General features: G+C 63.1%; 17 protein-coding genes. 13 read left to right on the forward strand and 4 right to left on the reverse strand.

What is annotated here, in order from left to right; genetic code table 11:
* Positions 1-10 precede the first annotated feature (10 nt).
* Positions 11-1,063, forward strand: coding sequence for a dihydropteroate synthase (folP, locus tag DT068_RS22250; RefSeq protein ID WP_119392083.1), 1,053 nt, complete (start codon positions 11-13; stop codon positions 1,061-1,063).
* 53 nt (positions 1,064-1,116) lie between these two features.
* The gene (gene glmM / locus DT068_RS22255; protein WP_119392084.1) at positions 1,117-2,463 is read left to right on the forward strand and encodes a phosphoglucosamine mutase; all 1,347 of its coding nucleotides are present in this window, start codon (positions 1,117-1,119) and stop codon (positions 2,461-2,463) included.
* Between the two features lie 79 nt (positions 2,464-2,542).
* On the opposite strand, the gene DT068_RS22260 is transcribed toward glmM, so the two are convergent.
* Entirely contained in the window at positions 2,543-3,460 is a 918-nt protein-coding gene (locus DT068_RS22260; RefSeq protein WP_119392085.1) for a DMT family transporter, read from the reverse strand.
* Between the two features lie 307 nt (positions 3,461-3,767).
* Here DT068_RS22260 and DT068_RS22265 point away from each other — a divergent pair, with 307 nt between their 5' ends.
* The 4 genes from DT068_RS22265 to DT068_RS22280 all read left to right on the forward strand — a co-directional run bounded on the left by DT068_RS22265 (position 3,768) and on the right by DT068_RS22280 (position 9,298).
* Positions 3,768-4,337 (forward strand): outer membrane protein, encoded by a 570-nt coding sequence (locus DT068_RS22265; protein WP_119392086.1) that lies wholly within the window; start codon positions 3,768-3,770, stop codon positions 4,335-4,337.
* A 336-nt stretch (positions 4,338-4,673) separates the two neighbouring features.
* Complete coding sequence (locus DT068_RS22270; RefSeq protein ID WP_119392087.1) at positions 4,674-5,801, forward strand: phosphoserine transaminase; 1,128 nt, start codon at positions 4,674-4,676, stop codon at positions 5,799-5,801.
* 104 nt (positions 5,802-5,905) lie between these two features.
* Entirely contained in the window at positions 5,906-7,492 is a 1,587-nt protein-coding gene (gene serA / locus DT068_RS22275; RefSeq protein ID WP_119392088.1) for a phosphoglycerate dehydrogenase, read from the forward strand.
* A gap of 120 nt (positions 7,493-7,612) precedes the next feature.
* On the forward strand, positions 7,613-9,298 hold the full coding sequence (locus DT068_RS22280; RefSeq protein WP_119392089.1) for a mucoidy inhibitor MuiA family protein: 1,686 nt from the start codon (positions 7,613-7,615) through the stop codon (positions 9,296-9,298).
* Between the two features lie 293 nt (positions 9,299-9,591).
* Here the strand turns inward: DT068_RS22280 and DT068_RS22285 are convergent, their stop codons facing one another.
* Positions 9,592-9,837, reverse strand: coding sequence for a hypothetical protein (locus tag DT068_RS22285; RefSeq protein ID WP_119392090.1), 246 nt, complete (start codon positions 9,835-9,837; stop codon positions 9,592-9,594).
* A gap of 203 nt (positions 9,838-10,040) precedes the next feature.
* Here DT068_RS22285 and DT068_RS22290 point away from each other — a divergent pair, with 203 nt between their 5' ends.
* The 5 genes from DT068_RS22290 (at position 10,041) to ftsH (ending at position 15,536) form a co-directional block, all read left to right on the forward strand.
* Complete coding sequence (locus tag DT068_RS22290) at positions 10,041-11,333, forward strand: adenylosuccinate synthase (RefSeq protein WP_119392091.1); 1,293 nt, start codon at positions 10,041-10,043, stop codon at positions 11,331-11,333.
* A gap of 2 nt (positions 11,334-11,335) precedes the next feature.
* Positions 11,336-12,187 (forward strand): hypothetical protein, encoded by an 852-nt coding sequence (locus DT068_RS22295; protein ID WP_119392092.1) that lies wholly within the window; start codon positions 11,336-11,338, stop codon positions 12,185-12,187.
* 53 nt (positions 12,188-12,240) lie between these two features.
* Complete coding sequence (locus DT068_RS22300) at positions 12,241-13,116, forward strand: hypothetical protein (protein ID WP_119392093.1); 876 nt, start codon at positions 12,241-12,243, stop codon at positions 13,114-13,116.
* Positions 13,085-13,600 (forward strand): hypothetical protein, encoded by a 516-nt coding sequence (locus DT068_RS22305; protein ID WP_162914373.1) that lies wholly within the window; start codon positions 13,085-13,087, stop codon positions 13,598-13,600. The genes DT068_RS22300 and DT068_RS22305 overlap by 32 nt, the downstream gene beginning before the upstream one ends.
* A gap of 112 nt (positions 13,601-13,712) precedes the next feature.
* On the forward strand, positions 13,713-15,536 hold the full coding sequence (ftsH, locus tag DT068_RS22310; RefSeq protein ID WP_119392095.1) for an ATP-dependent zinc metalloprotease FtsH: 1,824 nt from the start codon (positions 13,713-13,715) through the stop codon (positions 15,534-15,536).
* Positions 15,537-15,774: 238 nt separating this feature from the next.
* Here ftsH and DT068_RS22315 read toward each other — a convergent pair whose 3' ends face one another.
* On the reverse strand, positions 15,775-16,566 hold the full coding sequence (locus DT068_RS22315; RefSeq protein WP_119392096.1) for a hypothetical protein: 792 nt from the start codon (positions 16,564-16,566) through the stop codon (positions 15,775-15,777).
* Between the two features lie 99 nt (positions 16,567-16,665).
* Here DT068_RS22315 and DT068_RS22320 point away from each other — a divergent pair, with 99 nt between their 5' ends.
* The gene (locus DT068_RS22320; protein ID WP_368905007.1) at positions 16,666-17,268 is read left to right on the forward strand and encodes a CAP domain-containing protein; all 603 of its coding nucleotides are present in this window, start codon (positions 16,666-16,668) and stop codon (positions 17,266-17,268) included.
* Positions 17,269-17,465: 197 nt separating this feature from the next.
* Here the strand turns inward: DT068_RS22320 and rpoH are convergent, their stop codons facing one another.
* On the reverse strand, positions 17,466-18,380 hold the full coding sequence (gene rpoH, locus DT068_RS22325; protein ID WP_119392098.1) for an RNA polymerase sigma factor RpoH: 915 nt from the start codon (positions 18,378-18,380) through the stop codon (positions 17,466-17,468).
* A gap of 274 nt (positions 18,381-18,654) precedes the next feature.
* Here rpoH and DT068_RS22330 point away from each other — a divergent pair, with 274 nt between their 5' ends.
* Positions 18,655-19,413, forward strand: a complete 759-nt coding sequence (locus tag DT068_RS22330; RefSeq protein ID WP_119392099.1) for a bestrophin-like domain — start codon at positions 18,655-18,657, stop codon at positions 19,411-19,413.
* The last annotated feature ends 415 nt before the right edge of the window (positions 19,414-19,828 follow it).

Here is a 19,828-nt window from a genome sequence, read left to right on the forward strand (position 1 = left end):
CTATCTTTAGATGACCTCTTATCTTCGCCCGCTCAGCCTCGTCTATGGACCGGACGCCCGCCAGGCGGTCGCGGCCGGCCGCGGCGGCGCCTTGGGGGGATCCGCCTTCATCGCCTTCACCCAGGCCGAGATCATCGAGCGCCGCGGCGGGCGCATCGCGCGACATGTCATTTCCTACGCGGAAGCCCGAGAGCATCACCCGCTGCTCGATCTCATCGAGCGCAAGCGGCCGGATTTCGCCGGCCTCGCCATGGACCGGCCGAAGCTCATGGGCATCGTCAATGTCACCCCCGATTCCTTCTCCGATGGCGGGCTCCTTGCGGATAGGGATCAGGCGATCGCCCATGGCGTCAGGCTCGCCGCGGAAGGGGCCGACATCCTCGACATTGGCGGGGAATCGACACGGCCGGGCTCGGACGCCGTGCCTGCGTCCCGGGAGCTCGAGCGGATATTGCCGGTCATCGGCGCACTGGCGGGGCAGGGGCATTGCGTCTCGGTCGATACCCGCAAGGCCGCCGTGATGACGGCGGCGGTCGCAGCCGGCGCCGACATCATCAACGACGTCTCGGCGCTGGGCTTCGAGCCGGCGAGCCTCGCCACGGCCGCCCGGCTCGGCCGGCCGGTGGTCCTGATGCATGCCAGGGGCGATCCCAAGACCATGCAGGACAATCCCGCTTATGACGATGTGGCGCTCGATGTGTTCGACATGCTGGCCGGACGCATTGCCCGGTGCGAGGCGGCGGGGATTGCGCGCCAGCATATCGCCATCGATCCCGGCATCGGCTTCGGCAAGACCTTCGCCCATAACCTCGCTTTGCTCAGCCAGCTGACCCTCTTCCATGGGCTGGGCGCCGTGCTCCTGGTCGGCCTGTCGCGCAAGGCCTTCACGGGCGCCCTGACGGGGGAGAAAAGGGCCGGGGACCGGGTGTTCGGATCGGTCGGCGGCGCCGTCCAGGCCGCCCTTAATGGCGCCCAGATCTTGAGGGTTCATGACGTCAGGGCGACCCGGCAAGCGTTAACCGTGGCGCTGGCCGGGGCGGATCCCGAGGGCAGTGGCCTTTAACCCTTGGGCCAGCGAACTGGTGTAGACTGATAGGATTAGAGAGAAGGAAAGCCATGTCCCGCAAATATTTCGGCACAGATGGGGTGCGCGGCATCGCCAACAAGGCGCCCATGTCGCCCGACATGGTGATGAAGATCGGCCTCGCCGCCGGCAGCGTCTATTCCAAGGGCAGCCACCGGCATCGCGCCGTGATCGGCAAGGACACCAGGCTTTCGGGCTACATGATCGAGCAGGCGCTGACCGCGGGGCTCCTCTCGGCCGGCGTCGATGTGTTCCTGTTCGGTCCGCTGCCGACGCCCGCCGTCGCCATGCTCACAAGGTCGCTGCGCGCCGATCTCGGCGTCATGATCTCGGCCTCGCACAATCCCTATCACGACAACGGCATCAAGCTGTTCGGGCCCGATGGCTACAAGCTCTCCGACGCGCAGGAGCTCGCGATCGAGAAGCTCATCGACACGGCCGATGGCGCCAGCCTCGCTGCACCTCAGGACAAGCTCGGCCGCGCCAAGCGCATCGAGGACGCGCAGGCGCGCTATATCGAATTCGCCAAGCGGACCTTTCCCAGGGATCTGCGGCTCGAGGGTCTGCGTGTCGTCATCGACACGGCCAATGGCGGCGCCTACCGGGTCGCCTCCGCCGCCCTGTGGGAGCTCGGCGCCGAGATCATCCCGATCGGCAACGATCCCAATGGCTTCAACATCAACGAGAAATGCGGCTCGACGGCGCCGGAAGCGATGTGCGCCAAGGTGATCGAGACGCGCGCCGATATCGGCATCGCGCTCGATGGCGACGCCGACCGGGTCGTCATCGCCGATGAGCAGGGCAAGCTCGTCGACGGCGACCAGCTGATGGCGCTGATCGCCACGTCCTGGCATCGCCAGCAGCGGCTGGCGGGCGGCGGCCTCGTCGCCACCATCATGTCCAATCTCGGCCTCGAGCGGCATCTGACCGACAGGAAGCTGACGCTGGCGCGCACCAGGGTCGGCGACCGCTATGTGGTCGAGCATATGCGCCAGCACGGCTTCAATATCGGCGGCGAGCAGTCCGGCCATATCGTGATGTCGGATTTCTCGACCACCGGCGACGGGCTGGTGGCGGCGCTGCAGGTGCTGGCCGAAGTGGTGCGCACCGGCAAGCCCGTAAGCCAGGTCTGCCATGTGTTCGAGCCGGTGCCGCAGGTGCTGAAGAATGTGCGCTATGGCGAAGGCAGGCCGCTCGAGACGAAGACGGTCAAGCAGGCGATCGCCGATGCGACCTCGATGCTCGGCGCCTCGGGCCGCCTGGTGATCCGCCCGTCCGGCACCGAGCCTCTGATCCGCGTGATGGCGGAGGGCGACGATGCCGGGCTCGTCACCAAGATCGTCGATGACATCTGCACGGTGATCGCCAAGGCGGCTTAACCACCATTTCGTCACCCCGGCGAAAGCCGGGGCCCATTGAATTGGCGAAGCGCGCGAAGCGCTGCCCGGGTTTTCTTGTTCAGGGGGTCCCGGCTTTCGCTGGGATGATGGGTTTTCTGACGCGGCTGGCGGCGATGCCGGCGAGGATGAGCACGAGGCCGATGCCGACATTCATCGTCAGGGTCTCGCCGAGAATGACGGCGCCGAGGCCCAGCGCATAGACCGGCACCAGATAGTTCGAATAGGCGATGAAGCTCACGCCAGCCGAGCGCACGATGGCATAGACCAGCAAGGTGGCGATCGCGGTGGGCACGATGCCGAGGCCGACGACGCACAAATAAGCGACTGGCGTCGCTTGATCGAGGCCCTGCGGCGCATAGAGGCCCGCAAAGACGAGGCCCATGGCGCCGCCCGTCAGGCAGACGGCGGTTGCCTGCTCGACCGGGCCCTGGAAGGGGATGCGCCGCGCCAGCAGGCTGTGCACCGCATAGCAGATGCAGGCGATGATGATGGCGATCTCGCCGATGAGAGCCATGCCCTGGCCCTCGAAGCGCAGGAGCTTTTCCGGACCGAGGACGATCATGAGGCCGATGAAGCCGGTGATGAAGCCCACGGCTTTCATGCGCGTCAGCTTCTCGTCGGGCAGGAAGAAATGCGCAAGCAGGATGACGAAGAGCGGGATGGAACCCATGAGAACGCCGGACAGCCCCGAGGAGATGAACTGGGTTCCCCAGGAGATGAGGAAGAAAGGTGCCGCATGGCCGATGAGGCCCAGTCCTGCGAACCATCCCCAGAGTTCCCGGCCGCGCGGCCATTGCCGCTTGGTCATGAGCACGATGAGCGAGAGAAAAATCCCGGCGACGGACAGGCGCAACGCCATCACCCAGGCGGGATCGATCGACGCCACGGCAATCTTCGTCATCGCGAATGAGGAACCCCACGTCACGACAAGGGCCGCCAGCGTCAACCAGTCTCTTGCCGTAGGGGAGGAGTTCATGACGGCGCGGTGTAGAGCAAATCCCGCCAAAGTTGAAGACTTTGGCGACAGGGATTTGCTCAATATTTTATTGGCGATTCCTCTTCCGCAAAGTCAGATGACTTTGCGGGGAGACGCGCTTGCGATGGTCAGTGCACGGTCAATGACATGTCCCGTTCGGGCACAAAAAGCGTGATGTTTTTGCAACGGTCCTGAACTGCCTTTTTGCTGCCCGATTCGAGCCCGTGTCTCGTCACAGGTCGCTCCTATCTAGGAACCATCACGAGGGACGTGAGTTACCGGATATTCCGGCAGAGGAGAAGTGCTTATGAAATCTTTGAAGATCGCACTGCTGGCAACGGCGATGACGGCGGGAGTCGCCGCGGTGGCGCAGGCTGCCGATCCGTCGGTGCCGGTGGAAGAGACGCCGCCGGTGCAGCAGGAATACCAGGATTCGGGCTTCTATGTGCGCGGCGATCTCGGCTGGTCGTTCCTGAACTGGGGCGACGACGACGACGCGTTCACGCTGGGCGGCGGTGTCGGCTACCAGTTCAACGACTATCTGCGCAGCGATTTGCGCGTCGACTGGTCGGGCGACTATGAAGTGGCGCCGGGCGCCGATGCCAGCCTGACGACCGTTCTCGGCAACCTGTATTTCGACTGGAAGAACGACTCGATGTTCACGCCCTATGTCGGCGCCGGCGCCGGTTACGGCTGGGTCGATGCCGATGATGGCCTGAGCGACGACGGCTTCACCTATGCGCTCATGGGCGGCGTCTCGGTCGACATGTCGCAGAGCATCGCGCTCGATCTCGGCTACCGCTATCGCGAGTTGATGATCAATGGCGAGAATCCGTCCGATCACTCGGCGCTCGCCGGCATCCGCTTCAAGTTCTAGGCTCGATCGAGAGACCTCGCTTGAACGAGAGCGGCGGTGGAGAAATCCACCGCCGTTTTTTTCGTTTTGGACTATCTCCAGATATTTCCCTTCTCCCGTCCGAAGGATGGGAGAAGGTGGCCGAAGGCCGGATGAGGGCTCTTCATTTCGTTGAGCAGCAAGAGCCCTCACCCGCCCTGTCGGGCACCCTCTCCCATCCTGCGGACGGGAGAGGGGGGAATGGTGGTGAGCGGGGCGAGGGTATTTCTGTTGACGAAGACCCCTGTCTCGGGCATGAGCGTCGCCGGGACACCTCTCCCCACCGAGAGGCGGCCCATCTGAAAGGATGGAGCAGACATGACGACGATCGAGAAACCGGCTGTGCGGCCGGCCAATTCGCACTTTTCTTCCGGCCCCTGCGCGAAAATTCCGGGCTGGTCTCCTGAACTCCTCTCACAAGCACTGACCGGCCGCTCGCATCGCTCGAGCGAAGGCAAGGCGCGTCTCAAGCTGGCGATCCAGTTGACCCGCGAGGTTCTCGAAGTGCCGGACAGCCACCTGATCGGCATCGTGCCGGCCTCCGACACGGGGGCGGTCGAAATGGCGCTGTGGTCGCTGCTCGGCGCCCGCCCGGTCGATATGCTCGCCTGGGAAAGCTTCGGCGAAGGCTGGGTCAGCGATGTCGTCAAGCAGCTCAAGCTCAAGGACGCCCGCATCATCAAGGCCGGCTATGGCGAATTGCCGGATCTGGCGAGCGTCGATTTCAGCCATGACGTCGTCTTCACCTGGAACGGCACGACATCGGGCGTATGCGTGCCCCATGGCGACTGGATCGCCGCCGACCGTCAGGGCCTCACCATTTGCGACGCGACCTCGGCCGCCTTCGCGCAAGGGCTCGATTTCGCCAAGCTCGATGTCACCACCTTCTCCTGGCAGAAAGTGCTGGGCGGCGAAGGCGCCCATGGCGTCATCATCCTGTCGCCGCGCGCCGTCGAGCGGCTCGAGAGCCATGTGCCGGCCTGGCCGGTCCCCAAGATCTTCCGCATGACGCAGGGCGGCAAGCTCATCCAGGGCATCTTCACCGGCGAGACGATCAACACGCCCTCGATGCTGTGCGTCGAGGATTACCTCGTGGCCCTGAACTGGGCCAAAGGCATCGGCGGCCTCAAGGTGCTGCGCCAGCGCGCCAGCGCCAATGCTTCCGTCATCGACCGCTGGATATCGCAGCGCTCCTTCGCCCATCATCTGGCGAAAGACAAGGCGACGCGTTCCAACACCTCGGTGTGTCTCACCCTCGATGGCGGCGAGAACGTGCCGAAGACGATGGTCAAGATGCTCGAAGCCGAGCGCGCCGCCTTCGATATAGGCGCCTATCGCGACGCGCCGCCCGGACTTCGCATCTGGTGCGGCGCCTCGGTCGAGACATCCGATGTCGAAGCGCTCATCCCCTGGCTCGACTGGGCCTATGCGGAAGCCACACGCTAATTCTTCTTTTTGGGCGCGTGATCTTATCGGAAAACCGGCCTCCACTTTTCCGGATCACGCGCCGCCGAACCTTCAAACAGCAACATTTTTCCGGAGTTCTCACCATGAAACCCCGCGTACTCGTCTCCGACAAGCTTTCCGAAGCGTCCGTCCAGATCTTCCGCGACCGCGGCATCGATGTCGACTACAAGCCCGATCTCGGCAAGGACAAGGATGCACTGCTCGCCGCCATCCCCCGATATGACGGGCTGGCCATCCGCTCGGCCACCAAGGTCTCGCCGAAGATCATCGCCGCCGCGGCCAGGCTCAAGGTCATCGGGCGCGCCGGCATCGGCGTCGACAATGTCGACATACCGGCCGCCACGGCGCGCGGCATCATCGTGATGAACACGCCCTTCGGCAATGCCATCACCACTGCCGAACATGCGATCTCGCTGATGATGGCGCTGGCGCGCCAGATCCCGGAAGCCAATGCCTCGACCCATGCCGGCAAATGGGAGAAGAACCGCTTCATGGGCGTCGAGCTCTTCAACAAGACCTTGGGCGTCATCGGCTGCGGCAATATCGGCGCCATCGTCGCCGACCGGGCGCTGGGGCTCAAGATGAAGGTGATCGCCTATGATCCCTTCCTGTCGCCGGAGCGCGCCATCGAGATCGGCGTCGAGAAGGTCGAGCTCGAGGACGTGCTGCGCCGGGCCGACTTCATCACGCTGCACACGCCCTTGACCGACAAGACGCGCGGCATCATCGACAAGGCGGCGATCGCCAGGATGAAGAAGGGCGTGCGCATCATCAATTGCGCCAGGGGCGGTCTCGTCGTCGAGGACGCGCTCCATGAGGCGCTGAAATCCGGCCATGTGCTGGGGGCGGCGCTCGATGTGTTCGAGACCGAGCCCGCGACGCGACACCCGCTCTTCGGTCTCGAGAATGTCGTCGCCACGCCGCATCTCGGCGCCGCGACGTCGGAGGCGCAGGAGAATGTCGCGATCCAGATCGCCGAGCAGATGTCCGACTATCTGATCACCGGTGCGGTCTCCAACGCCCTCAACATGCCCTCGATCTCGGCCGACGAGGCGCCGCGGCTCAGGCCCTTCATCGCCGTCGCCGAAAGGCTCGGCTCCTTCGCCGGCCAGCTCACCGACGAGCCGATCACCGGCATCGTCATCGAATATGCGGGCGAGGTGGGCGACATGAACACGCGCGCTCTGACCTCGGCGGCGCTGGCGGGGGTGCTCAAGCCGATGCTGGGCGATGTCAACATGGTGTCTGCCCCGGTGGTGGCGAAAGAGCGCGGCGTCAAGGTCGACGAAGTGCGCCAGACCCAGCGCGGGGCCTATGAGACCTATATCCGCCTCACCATCAGGACGGAGAATATGGAGCGCTCGGTGGCGGGCACGGTCTTCTCCGACGGCAAGCCGCGCATCATCCAGATCAAGGGCATCGAGCTCGAATCGGAATTCGGACCGCATATGCTCTATGTGACCAACATGGACAAGCCGGGCTTCATCGGGGCGCTCGGCATGCTGCTGGGCAATGCCGGGGTCAATATCGCCACTTTCCATCTGGGCCGGCAGGCGCAGGGCCAGGATGCCATCTGCCTCGTCCAGATCGACGAGCCGGTGCCGGAAGCGGTGCTGACGGCGGTGGAGAAGCTGCCGCAGGTCAAGCAGGCGAAGCGGCTGGCGTTTTAAGCTTCTGTGCTCCAACGGGGAGGGGCTTCGATCCGCCTCACGCCTGACGCGATCCGGCCCAGAATTTGCCGCAGCGTCCATCTCTGATGGTTCCCGGGGAGGGAACCACGGAGCAATGCCATGCGTACAGCCACTGTCGCGCTTTTTCTAGCCACCACATCACTAACCCCGGCTTTTGCCGCCGATATCACCGCCGTCTCACATATCGATGCCGTCACGGTCTATCCGTTGGGGGCCGAAGTGACCCGCATCGCCGAAGCGCGCATCGCGCCAGGCGAACATACGCTGATCTTCGAAGGCCTTCCGGCCGGCCTCGCGCCCGAGACCTTGCGTGTCGAAGGTGCGGGCGATGCCCGCATCGAGATCGGCTCAGTCGATTCCAAGACCGCCTTCCTGCCGACCGGATCTAACGAGGAACGTAAGCGCATTGAAAAGGATATCGACATGCTTACGGATGAACGCGCCACACTCGACCAGGTGATCAGCGATGCCGAGTATCAGAAGAGTCTGATGCAGCAGCTCGCGGCGGCGACCCTCACCCAGAAACCCAAGGAGGGTGAGACGGTCATCCTCGATGCCCAGGGCCTTGGTGGCGTGCTCGACCTTGTTGGCGCGAAGCTCACGAGCCTCGGCAAGACAGTGCTCGATGCTCGCGCCCGCCAGCGCGAGATCGGCCGCCTGCTTCAGGATCTCAACAATAAGCTCACCCAGCTTGCGCCTGAAGAAGACCAGCGCATGCGCGTCACCGTGCATCTGACAGCGCCGGTGGAAACCCAAGGGACCTTCAGGCTCAGCTACCGAATCCTGTATGCCAGGTGGCAGCCTATCTATGAAGCGAGGCTTGGTGAGATTGACAAGGACGGCAAGGCCAGGATCGAACTGGTGCGTCGTGCCGAGGTCGAGCAGTCCACGACGGAGAGCTGGGACAATGTCAAGCTGACGCTCTCGACTGCTCGCCCGCGCGGGGCCACCGCGGCGCCCGATCTCTTGCCCATGCCGATCAATGGCTTCGTCGAGGGTAGACGCGAGAATTACACCGCGCGCGGCACGGACGCTGCTGGTCAAGAGCCTCTCGGTTCCATGTGGGACAAGCCGGGCATGGACTTCTCCGATGTCACGAGCGATGACGAGAAGAAAGATGCGGCGGTTCAGGCCCAGGCGAATGTCCAGATCGCGGGCTTCCAGGCGCTCTATGGCATCTCAGACCGAGTCAGCATCGACAATACCGGCACCGCCAAGAAAGTGCGGATCGCTACCGACGAGATCACCGCGAGACTGTCGGCGCTGGCGGCACCCAAGCTCGATCCCAATGCCTATCTGACCGCGGCCTTCACGCTGTCGGGCGAAACGCCGTTGTTGCCCGGCCCGGTGATGCTCTATCGCGACGGTGTGTTCATGGGGCAGGGCGCACTTCCCATGCTGTCACCGGGCGAGGAGGCCAGGCTCGGCTTCGGCGCCGATGACCTGATCAAGGTCAAGCGCATCGAAGTGAAGCGCCGCACCGCCGAGGAGGGGCTGATCTCGACCTCCAATGTCGATGAGCGCGCTTTCGACATCACGGTGAAGAACCTGCATCAGGGCCAGATCCCGGTGACCATCCTCGACCAGATGCCCTATTCGACCGACCAGAAGATCACGGTCGAGACGCTTGCCGGCATGACGCCGGCCAGCTTCAAGGACTATGAGCGCCGGCGCGGCGTGATGGCGTGGAGTTTCGATCTCGCCAGCCAGGGCATCAAGGTCATCAAGCATGGCTACAAGGTGAGCTGGCCGCAGGATCTGAAGCTCGGGCTCAATATGGAATGATGCGAAGCCTCCCTCCGCCGCGCGCAGCGCGGGGAGGGTGGCCGCCCGCCTTGCTCCGCCGAAGCGAAGCCCAGCTTCGCGTAGGCGAGAGGGCGGACGGGTGGGGTTTCTATGTCGGGCAGAGTTCAACTGTTGGTTTCTACAGATTGCAAATTCCTTTGCTTGAGAGATCTCCTCTGCAGAGACACCCCACCCGTCGCGCGTTCCGCGCGCCACCCTCCCCGCCTCTCGCCTTCGCGAAGCCGAGGCTTCGCTTCGGCGGAGCAAGGTCTGCGGCGGAGGGAGAACCTGTGCTAGCGGGGTTCCTTGCCGCTGGCGCCGAGGATCTTCTTCTCGAGATATTCGAGGCGGGCCGAGAGGTCGTCGGTCTCGCTCTGGAAATAGGCGACGATCAGGACGGCCAGGATGAGGCATGCATTGAACACGCCGATCGCTTCGGTGAGCCAGGGGCCGAGATAGGCGAGCACGCTCGCCATCACGATGACGATCGCGACGATCTTGAGCGCGCGGACCGGACTTGATTTCTGCTTTTTTGCCATGATCGGGCAGTTTAATCCGAGGCAAAGGTTCCCTCAAGTCATAGATTGTCGTTTTTCCGCTGGGAATCCGGCAAGTTAACAGTTTCACGGCTTCGGCGTTTGCCTTTGCCGCGATCCAGTGTAAAAGCCTGCAACGGCCCCGGCGCGCAAGCGCCTCGGGGCCGGTTTCATGTCTGGATAGGAATTCACAATTAGGAATCACAATGGCGAATGTCGCGGTGGTGGGCGCCCAATGGGGCGATGAGGGCAAGGGCAAGATCGTCGACTGGTTGTCGGAGCGCGCCGATATCGTCGTCAGGTTCCAGGGCGGGCACAATGCCGGCCATACGCTGGTCATCGACGGGGTGACCTACAAGCTCTCGCTGCTGCCCTCCGGCATCGTGCGCAAGGGCAAGCTCTCGGTCATCGGCAATGGCGTCGTCATCGATCCCTGGGCGCTGTGCGCGGAGATCGAGAAGCTCACCGGGCAGGGCGTCGCGGTCACCCGCGACAGTCTGCGCATCGCCGGCAATGCCACGCTGATCCTACCACTGCATCGCGAGCTCGACCAGATCCGCGAGGCGGCGGCGGGCGAGGGCAAGATCGGCACGACCGGGCGCGGCATCGGGCCCGCTTATGAGGACAAGGTCGGCCGGCGCTCCATCCGGGTGCATGATCTGTCCAATCTCGCGACGCTTGGCCCGAAGATCGACCGCCTGCTCACCCATCACAATGCGCTGCGGCGCGGGCTCGGACAGCCGGAAGTCAAGGCGTCCGACCTCGCGGCCCAGCTCGCCGAGGTGGCGCCCAGGCTTCTCACCTATTCCGATGCCGTCTGGCACCTGCTGGACGAGGCCCGGCGCGACGGCAAGCGCATCCTGTTCGAGGGTGCCCAGGGCGTCCTGCTCGATATCGACCATGGCACCTATCCCTATGTGACATCGTCCAACACGGTGGCGGGGCAGGCGTCGGCCGGGTCCGGCATGGGGCCGTCCTCGATCGGCTATGTGCTCGGCATCGCCAAGGCCTATACGACGCGCGTCGGCTCGGGCCCGTTCCCGACCGAGCAGCGCAACGAGGTCGGCGAGCTCCTCGGCCAGCGCGGGCGCGAATTCGGCACCGTCACCGGGCGCAAACGCCGCTGCGGCTGGTTCGACGCCGTGCTGGTCAACCAGACGATCAAGGTGTCGGGCATCCATGGCATCGCGCTCACCAAGCTCGACGTGCTGGACGGGCTGACCGAGATCAAGGTCTGCGTCGGCTATGAGCTCGACGGCAAGCGCATCGACCGGCTGCCCGCGGCGGAAGAGGCGCAGAAGAATGTCGAGCCCGTCTATGAGACGCTGGAAGGCTGGCAGGAGACGACGGCGGGGGCGCGCTCCTGGGCGGATCTCCCGGCGCAGGCGATCAAATACGTGAAATATCTCGAGGAGCTGATCGGCTGCCCGGTGGCGCTGCTCTCGACCTCGCCCGAGCGCGACGACACGATCCTGATGAAGGATCCGTTCGAGGATTGAAGATGGTGCGGCGCCTGATATTCCTCGCCGGCGCCGCCTTCGTCTTCGCGCTGCTGACCGCGCTTACCCAACCGGGCGGCGTCATCTTCCTTGTTGCGCTCTGTCTCGCCTCGACGCTGCGGCGGTGGAGCGGGGCGCTCGCTTTGTTGGCGGGATTGGCCTTCTTCATCATTGCCGTGCCGCTCGTCAATCTCCTTATCGTGCCGCCGCTGGCTGCTTTGAACGGACGCTTGCCGCTGCCCTGCGAGGCGACGGCACAGCGCCCCTATGCAGCCCTGTCGCCGGTCTACTGCCTCCTCGGCCGCAATTATGCGCGCGCCGAGGTCAAGACCATGTTGGAGGCGATGGCGCGCGACCTTGCCGCGCGATATCCGGATGTCGCGGTCGCCTATCTCGATTCGGGCTTTCCCTTCTTCGATGGCTTCCCGCTGCCGCCGCATCTGTCGCATGACGATGGCCGGCGCATCGATCTCGCTTATTTCTACAAGGACGATGCCGGCAGGCCGGCGCCGCTCGCGACACCTTCACCGGTCGGCTATTGGGGTTTTGAAACACCGCCCGCCGGTGAGCCGGCGCTGTGCGCGGACAAAGCGCGGTGGCTCACCTTCAGATGGGACATGGGCTGGTTACAGGCTTTCCTGCGCAAGGACCTCGTGCTCGATGATGAGCGCACGGCCGCGATGCTGCGCTGGCTCAGCGAGAAGGGGCCGCAATATGGCGTCGCGAAGATCCTGCTCGAACCCCATATGGCGAAGCGGCTCGGCGTCGCCTCGCCGATGATCCGCTTCCAGGGTTGCCGCGCCGCCCGCCATGATGACCACCTTCATGTGGAGGTTGGGCAAATGCAACCCTGACCCCCTCGACGGGATCGAGGTGCTGGGATATGGTCCTCATGGGGGAGGACGGCATGAAAGCATTATTGATCGAGGGGCTCAACGACGCCTGCCGCAATATCGGCAGCGCGCTTGGGCTGTTCTGGCCGCTGCTGGCCATGGTGGTGCTGATCTATGGCGTTTCCTTTCTGCTGGCGACCGCCTGGTTCTCCGCCGAGACAGCGGCGAGCGGTTGGGTGGTGGCGGCGGCGCTGACCGGCTTTTTCATCGTGCTTGTCTATCTGTTCTTTATTCTCTGCCAGGGCGCCGTAGGGTGGCATCGCAGGGTTCTGTTGAACGAGGCTCCGGGATGGATCTCGCCGATACCGAAGCGCCGCTCCCTGAAATATGCGTTGGCCGCCTCCCTGTTCATATTGATGTTCCTGATCGCTCACATGATCATCGGATCTTTCCTCCTGCCCATCGTCGCCCAGTGGATGGTCCCGATGATGCAGGAGGTCGATCCGGCAGGCACTGTTCCCGATCAACTCGATGCCATGTGGAAGATCATGCTGCCGATGCAGATTGGGATGTTTGTCTGGAGCGTCGTGATCTTCTCCCTGGTGCTGTGGCTGGCCCGGTCGTGGCTGCTTGTGTTTCCTCACATTTCCATACGCACGGTTCAGCCGGCCTATGGGAAGATCAAGGACAGACTCGATATCCCGCCGGGGCTGGTGAGCGCTTTGCTGGTCGTCTATTTCCTGCCATCGGTCATTGCCCTGGTCTACATGGCGGTTGTTCCCTTCAGAGTGCAGATGTCTCCCTGGGTGGCTGCGGCGACGACCATTGTTCAGATTGCGCTTTCGGTTCTCACTTTCCTGTGGGGCCTCAGCATCCTGTCCAAGGCCTATGCAATGGCGGCGGCGGATAAGGTGCTTTATGAAAAAATCGAAGATGGCGCTCCGGCATAGTCTCTGTTCAGTCACCATCCTTGCCTGCCTTGCAGCAGTTCCGGCCCAGGCGGCCGAAGTGCTTCGCGAGCAGACCATTTGGACCATAGGCGGCCTCACGATGGCCGAGCGCTACGAGTTGTTTGCGCGACGGCCGGTCACTGCGGATGACATTGCAATTCTCAAACGAGCCGATGAAATTCTGTCGAGCGAAGCTGCCTGGAATCACGCCGACGCTCGGAAATGCCGTCGCCCCGCCAGTTCATGGAGCCTGTTTTGCGCTCTCAAGGAAGCCTCGATCGAGGTTACGGGCAAATGGGACAACCGCCGCGTGGTGATGGAGGAGCTCAGGTTTGTCATCATCGAAGTAACGGGGCTTGACAATAAGAGACCAAATGTCCACCCGCTCATGATTTACAACAATCTGCCGATGACCCGGTTTGAGGACATCAAGAAGGTGCTGAGGATCGCAAGCGAGAGACTGGCTGCGAGAATCGCCAGATGACCGTCGATCATGACCCCGTCGCCGACGTTGAGTGCGCATGAATTGGGGCAAAGGTGACAGCTCCCTCCCTGCTTGTTAGTCTCGCTTGTGAATAATTTCAGGAGCCGGGCGGATGGACAAGAAGCAGCAGTTCAATCTGTGGTATGTGGCGCTCGCCATCGCCGCCATCTTCCTCATCCAGGGCTGGTGGCAGACCTATCGCACCGTCGAGCCGATCGAATATTCCGAGTTCCTGGGCCTGCTCAAGAAAGGCGAGATCACCGAGGTTTCGGTCAGCCAGAACACGATCGAGGGCAAGCTCAGGACGCCGTTGAACGGCAAGACCTTCTTCACCACCACGCGCGTCGATCCCGTCATCGCCAATGACCTCGCCCAGTATAAAGTGAAATTCTCGGGCCAGGCGAGCGACGGCTTCCTCTCCACCTTGCTCTCCTGGATCGTGCCGGTGCTGTTCTTCTTCGCGCTCTACATGTTCTTCTTCCGCCGGATCATCGAGAAGCAGGGGCTGGGCGGCATGATGAATGTCGGCAAGTCCAAGGCCAAGGTCTATGTCGAAAAGGATACCGGCGTCACTTTCGCCGATGTGGCCGGCATCGACGAGGCGGAGGCCGAGCTGGTCGAGATCGTCTCCTTCCTCAAGGACAAGGAGAAATATGCCAAGCTCGGTGCCACCATCCCGCGCGGCATATTGCTGGTGGGCCCGCCCGGCACCGGCAAGACGCTGCTGGCGCGCGCCATCGCGGGCGAGGCCAAGGTGCCGTTCTTCTCGATCTCGGGCTCGGAATTCGTCGAGATGTTCGTGGGCGTCGGCGCCGCGCGGGTGCGCGACCTGTTCGAGCAGGCGCGCAAGACGGCCCCCTGCATCATCTTCATCGACGAGCTCGATGCGCTCGGCAAGGCGCGCTCAGGCCCGAGCTTCGGCGGCAATGACGAGAAGGAGCAGACGCTGAACCAGCTCCTGACCGAGCTCGACGGCTTCGATCCGCGCGAAGGCATCGTGCTGCTCGCCGCCACCAACCGGCCGGAGATCCTCGATCCGGCCCTGCTCAGGGCCGGGCGCTTCGACCGCCAGGTCATCGTCGACCGGCCCGACAAATCGGGGCGCGCCGCCATTCTCAAGGTGCATATCCGGAAGATCAAGGCCGACAAGGATGTCGATCTCGAGCAGCTGGCGCAGCTCACCCCTGGCATGTCGGGCGCCGATCTCGCCAATCTCGTGAACGAGGCGGCGATCTTCGCCACCCGGCGCGGCGGCAAGAGCGTGACCATGAAGGATTTCGTCGAGGCCTTCGAGCGCATCATCGCCGGCACCGAGAAGAAGAGCCGCGTGCTCAACCCAATGGACAAGAAGCGCGTCGCCTATCACGAGATGGGCCATGCGCTCGCCGCCGCCTCGCTCGAAGGGGCCGACCCGGTGCAGAAGATCTCGATCATCCCGCGCTCGATCGGGGCGCTCGGCTATACGATGCAGCGCCCGACCGAGGACAAGTTCCTCATCACCTTGCAGGAGCTGAAGGACCGCATGGTGGTGCTGATGGCAGGGCGCGCGGCGGAGGAGATGATCTTCAAGGAGATCTCGACTGGTGCCGCGGACGACATCACGCGCGCCACCGACATTGCGCGCCAGATCGCGACGCGCTTCGGCATGGTGAAGGAACTGGGCCAGGCGGTGTTCGAAAGACAGGGCCAGAGCTATCTCGGCGACAATGTGGTGGGCATGCGCCAGAAGGATTATTCGGACGAGACGGCGGAGAGGATCGACCTCGCGGTGAAGCGGCTGATCGATGAGGCCTATGAGCGGGCGAGGAAGATTCTGACCGCCCGGCGCAAGGACCTCGAGGCGGGAACCAAGATCCTGCTCGAGAAGGAGACGATCACGCCCGACGACTTCAAGCCGCTCCTGCCGGCGAAGCGGAAGAAGCTGGCGGCGGGGTAGGAGCCCATTCCGTCATCCCGGCGAAAGCCGCTATCGGATTCACACATCGTAGAAGGATTGCGGCCTTGCCCTCTCCCCGCTGAAGCGGGGCGAGGGTGAAAGGCTCAACCGCGATGTGTGCACATGATAGCGGCGAAAGCCGGGATCCATTGAATAGAATCAACCGGGCGGCGCTGCCCGCGCTTCATCCATTTAGGAGGTCCCGGCTTTCGCCGGGATGACGGGTTATGATGTGGTTTCAGAACTCGCGGTTCTCGACGAAGAAGCCGTAGAGCGATGTCAGCACGGTGATGCTGAAGATCGTGAATACCCAGTTTATGACAAGCCCGACAATCACGGTGATGACGACGCCGAGCGCCGTGCTGACCAGGCTCAAGAGATAGGCGAGAAGAGCGGAAAGCAGAATGGCCGCCACCGCCACAACGAGCTCGAAAAGGACGATCAGGAAAACCGGCAGGTTGTTGCCTTTCGTCGCCGCCCATGCGTGCTTCATGGAAAAGTCCCGGCGACCCAGAGCGATCGCCGGAAACTTCACGCCAAACCGAAGGGCCATGACGCCGGCTACGGGCGCAACGAGGAGCGCCACGAGAACCGGCACGGTCTCGACTGCCCCGGAGAGTGCTGCGATGAAGCCGATCGGCGCCCCAATGACCACGCCGACGCCAAAAAGGATGAGGAACAACAGAAGCATGTTGCCGAAATAGCGCCAGGTCTTGTCGTCAAGCCGAAGGACCTGACTGCCTTGCGGGACTTCATCGAGCAGGATGTAGCGATGCCAGTTCACTGCAATGGAGGCAAATGCGACCAGGGTTATCAGGGTCCTGAACAGGTCGATCAGAATGGTCATGCCGGAGCCGGTCTCCGGATTGCCGCCAGCTGTATAATTGGCGAGGAGAACCAGGATGATGACGACTGGAGCCATGACGGCGTACCAGGGCCAGCTGATGCGGAAGGCATAGCCGATATTGTTGCGCACACTTCTGATGGCATGGCCGATGCAGGTTCCGGCCGAAAGCTGGCGGTTCATCATGTCTCTCTCTCTCCCTCGGCCCTCGCCTTAAGAAAGCCCCAAGCCCCCGTCAAGCGGAAGCCGCTGCTTTGTTAAGACAACCATGATATTCGATTGGCCATGACCCTGATCCGCTTCGTTTCGGCCCTGTTCCTGGCCGCCTTCCTCGGTCTTTCCGCCGGGATGCTGCCGGCAGGGGCCGCCGGCAATTATGCCCAATATGCGCGCGCGCTGCTGCAGAAGCTGCCGGAGAATTCAGGCGCCAGGCCCGATCTCGAGGCCTATCTCGACAAGCTCGTCTCCTCCTACCGCCAGGCCAATGGGCGCGAGGGGCTTGCCGCCTCCGACATGATGCGCGAGGCGGCACGGGCGCAGGCGGCCGACATGATGTTCGCCGGCAAATCCGGCCACAAATCGCGCGCCGGCCATTCCTTCGACCAGCGCTTCGGGGCTTTCGTCGAGCCGACCCTGATCTACAAGGCGCGCGGCGAGAATGCCGCGAGCGACCGCAAGAAGGGGCCGGCCGACAGGATGAAGGCCAAGGCCCTGTTCGATCTGTGGCTCGACAGCTCCGGCCACCGGCGCAACCTGATGAAGCGCGACTATGAATTCGTGTCGACCGGCGTGATCCAGCGCGGCGATGAATTATGGGCGGTGCAGATCTTCTGGTCGAAGCCGGTGCCGGCCGACAGCAACCCGCTGGTCATCGGCATCGGGGGATAGGGGCGGCTGTCGCCTCTCGATCCGTCATCCCGGCGAAAGCCGGGACCCCCTGAATTCACGCAGAACAAACATTGCCGCCTGCTTGCGCTTATTCAATGGGGCCCGGCTTTCGCCGGCATGACGGGTATTTGCGCTGGAAGGGCAAACAAAAAAGCGCCGCTCCTTGCGGAACGGCGCCCTTGAAATCGTCCGACTGATCAGGCGCGGGCTTCGACGGCGATCGCCGGCACCTTGGGGGCCAGCGCCTTCTGGGCGGCGTTCTTCACCGCCTTCTGCACCTTCTCGAAGGCCCTGACCTCGATCTGGCGGATGCGTTCGCGCGACACGCCGAATTCCTGGCTGAGGTCCTCGAGCGTCGCCGGATCCTCCTGCATGCGGCGCGCCTCGAAGACGCGGCGCTCGCGGTCGGTGAGCTTGTCCATCGCCTCGCTCAGGAGATCGAGGCGCATCTTCTTCTCCTCGCTCTCGACGAGCATGTCTTCCTGCGTGTCGCTGTCATCGACCAGCCAGTCCTGCCATTCGCCTTCACTCTCGGCGCGCACCGGCGCGTTGAGCGAGGCATCGCCCGAGAGGCGGCGGTTCATCGACACGACATCCTCTTCAGGCACGCCCAGCCGGCGGGCGATCTCCTTGACCTGGTCGGGCCTGAGGTCGCCCTCTTCCAGAGCCTGGATCTGGCCCTTCACCTTGCGCAGGTTGAAGAACAGCTTCTTCTGGCTGGCGGTGGTGCCCATCTTGACCAGGCTCCAGGAGCGCAGGATGAATTCCTGGATCGAGGCCTTGATCCACCACATCGCATAGGTGGCGAGGCGGAAGCCCTTGTCGGGCTCGAACCGCTTGACCGCCTGCATGAGGCCGACATTGCCCTCGGAAACGACTTCCGAAATGGGCAGGCCATAGCCCCGATAGCCCATGGCGATCTTGGCCACGAGACGCAGATGCGAGGTGACGAGCTTGTGCGCCGCCTCGCGGTCGCCATGCTCTTTCCACTGCTTGGCGAGCATGAATTCCTCGTCCGGCTGGAGCATGGGAAATTGACGGATTTCCTGCAGGTAGCGGCCGAGGCCGCCTTCGCTGGAAATGCTGGGAAGTGCCGAGGCAGGTCTTGCCATGATATATGCCCCCCTTTCACGGGCCGGGCGAAGGAGCGAGCCCTTCTCCGGTGATGAGGATATAGGGACCAATGTGCGAAATTTAAGACCGTTCCCCGAAAAAAGAAACTAAACAAGTTGCAATATATGATGTTTACGTAAGAGTGATTTTCCTGCGGATGCTAAGTATTTGATATGCAAGGAATTCTCTCTCACCGATCTTTTTGACCGTTGACCATGGACAAACCGCCGCGGTCCCTTAACACTATCACATTCGCGAGATGGACCTTTATCCATGCTGTGGCTCTATGGCCTGCCGCTCCCGGGACTCTTCCTGATCCTCAATGCCGTGACCGGCCTTGCCTGTCTCCTGGTCTGGTTTCTGCCCCGGCTTCCGGTCGCCGGGCCCTTCATGCGGTGGGGCAAGGGGGTGCAGCCCGTCATCCAGGGGGTTTGCGGCACGCTCTTCGTGCTGGCCACGACGTTCCTCGCCTCGACCGTCTGGTCGGCCGAGGACAAGGCCTATGAGGCGGTGGCGATCGAGGCCCGCCAGGTGCGCCAGCTGCGCACGCTCTCGCATCTCTTCGCCGAGCCGCGGCGCAGCGAGCTCGTCAATCTCGTCACCGACTATGCCGAGCAGTCGGCGGCGGAATGGCCGGCCATGGGCGACAGCGGCGGCAGCCGCGAGGCCGAGCGCGTGCTCGCCGCCCTCTATGGCGCCGCCGTGTCGCTGGCGCCCGCCGAGCAGATGCTGGCCAGCCAGTTCATCGGCGCGCTCAACCAGGTGGGCGAGGCGCGCGAGCGCCGGCTCGACCTCGCGCATGACAATGTGAGCGCCGACCAGTGGGCGGTGATGATGATCCTCGCCTTCATCCTCGCCGTCGCCGTCGCCTTCGTGCATGTCGGCGACGACAAAGCCCGCGCCATCGCACTCGGCCTCGTGGCGGTGATGGTGGCAACGGTGTTCTTCAGCCTCATCGCGCATGACCGGCCCTTCATCGGCCAGGACGCGATCACCGCCGCCCCGGTGATCGCCGCGGCAAAGGGGATGTGAGGAATTACCCTCGCCCCGCTTCAGCGGGGAGAGGGTAGGGGCCCACCGCGCAGCGGTGGGAAGGGTGAGGGGCCTCTTTCCGTGATACAGTGGTAACATGCGTGGCCCCAACCAGAAGCGCATTCCGGTGGCGCGGAAACTGCGGCGAGACTCGCTATTTCGGTGACAGCTATTTCGGTGACAGGTATTTCGGTGACAGTGCATTTAAATAGATTTGGCTATTTCGGTGACAGTGCACTTAATATGGTGTTTCGGTATTTCGGTTGTATTTCGGTGACAGTGCACTTAATAGGTGATAATTAAATGCACTGTCATGTCTGGACGGCGCCCTGTTGGCAAGAGGTTTGCGAAGCGATTTTTGTGGGCAGTGCGCAGGATGCAGTCATGTCTACGGCCTGTGGTGCAGTCTTGACCT

Origin of the sequence: Taklimakanibacter lacteus, from assembly GCA_003576695.1 — a bacterium.
In the GTDB taxonomy this organism is placed as follows: domain Bacteria; phylum Pseudomonadota; class Alphaproteobacteria; order Rhizobiales; family Aestuariivirgaceae; genus Taklimakanibacter; species Taklimakanibacter lacteus.

Excerpts from the sequence above, each read along its gene's own strand:
- DT068_RS22315 (WP_119392096.1), bottom strand. The coding sequence starts at position 16,566 with ATGATGAACCGCCAGCTTTCGGCCGGAACCTGCATCGGCCATGCCATC.
- glmM (WP_119392084.1), top strand. The coding sequence starts at position 1,117 with ATGTCCCGCAAATATTTCGGCACAGATGGGGTGCGCGGCATCGCCAAC.
- DT068_RS22330 (WP_119392099.1), top strand. The coding sequence starts at position 18,655 with ATGCTGTGGCTCTATGGCCTGCCGCTCCCGGGACTCTTCCTGATCCTC.
- ftsH (WP_119392095.1), top strand. The coding sequence starts at position 13,713 with ATGGACAAGAAGCAGCAGTTCAATCTGTGGTATGTGGCGCTCGCCATC.
- DT068_RS22265 (WP_119392086.1), top strand. The coding sequence starts at position 3,768 with ATGAAATCTTTGAAGATCGCACTGCTGGCAACGGCGATGACGGCGGGA.
- DT068_RS22260 (WP_119392085.1), bottom strand. The coding sequence starts at position 3,460 with ATGAACTCCTCCCCTACGGCAAGAGACTGGTTGACGCTGGCGGCCCTT.
- folP (WP_119392083.1), top strand. The coding sequence starts at position 11 with ATGACCTCTTATCTTCGCCCGCTCAGCCTCGTCTATGGACCGGACGCC.
- serA (WP_119392088.1), top strand. The coding sequence starts at position 5,906 with ATGAAACCCCGCGTACTCGTCTCCGACAAGCTTTCCGAAGCGTCCGTC.
- DT068_RS22280 (WP_119392089.1), top strand. The coding sequence starts at position 7,613 with ATGCGTACAGCCACTGTCGCGCTTTTTCTAGCCACCACATCACTAACC.
- rpoH (WP_119392098.1), bottom strand. The coding sequence starts at position 18,380 with ATGGCAAGACCTGCCTCGGCACTTCCCAGCATTTCCAGCGAAGGCGGC.
- DT068_RS22320 (WP_368905007.1), top strand. The coding sequence starts at position 16,666 with ATGACCCTGATCCGCTTCGTTTCGGCCCTGTTCCTGGCCGCCTTCCTC.
- DT068_RS22290 (WP_119392091.1), top strand. The coding sequence starts at position 10,041 with ATGGCGAATGTCGCGGTGGTGGGCGCCCAATGGGGCGATGAGGGCAAG.
- DT068_RS22270 (WP_119392087.1), top strand. The coding sequence starts at position 4,674 with ATGACGACGATCGAGAAACCGGCTGTGCGGCCGGCCAATTCGCACTTT.
- DT068_RS22305 (WP_162914373.1), top strand. The coding sequence starts at position 13,085 with ATGAAAAAATCGAAGATGGCGCTCCGGCATAGTCTCTGTTCAGTCACC.
- DT068_RS22295 (WP_119392092.1), top strand. The coding sequence starts at position 11,336 with ATGGTGCGGCGCCTGATATTCCTCGCCGGCGCCGCCTTCGTCTTCGCG.
- DT068_RS22285 (WP_119392090.1), bottom strand. The coding sequence starts at position 9,837 with ATGGCAAAAAAGCAGAAATCAAGTCCGGTCCGCGCGCTCAAGATCGTC.
- DT068_RS22300 (WP_119392093.1), top strand. The coding sequence starts at position 12,241 with ATGAAAGCATTATTGATCGAGGGGCTCAACGACGCCTGCCGCAATATC.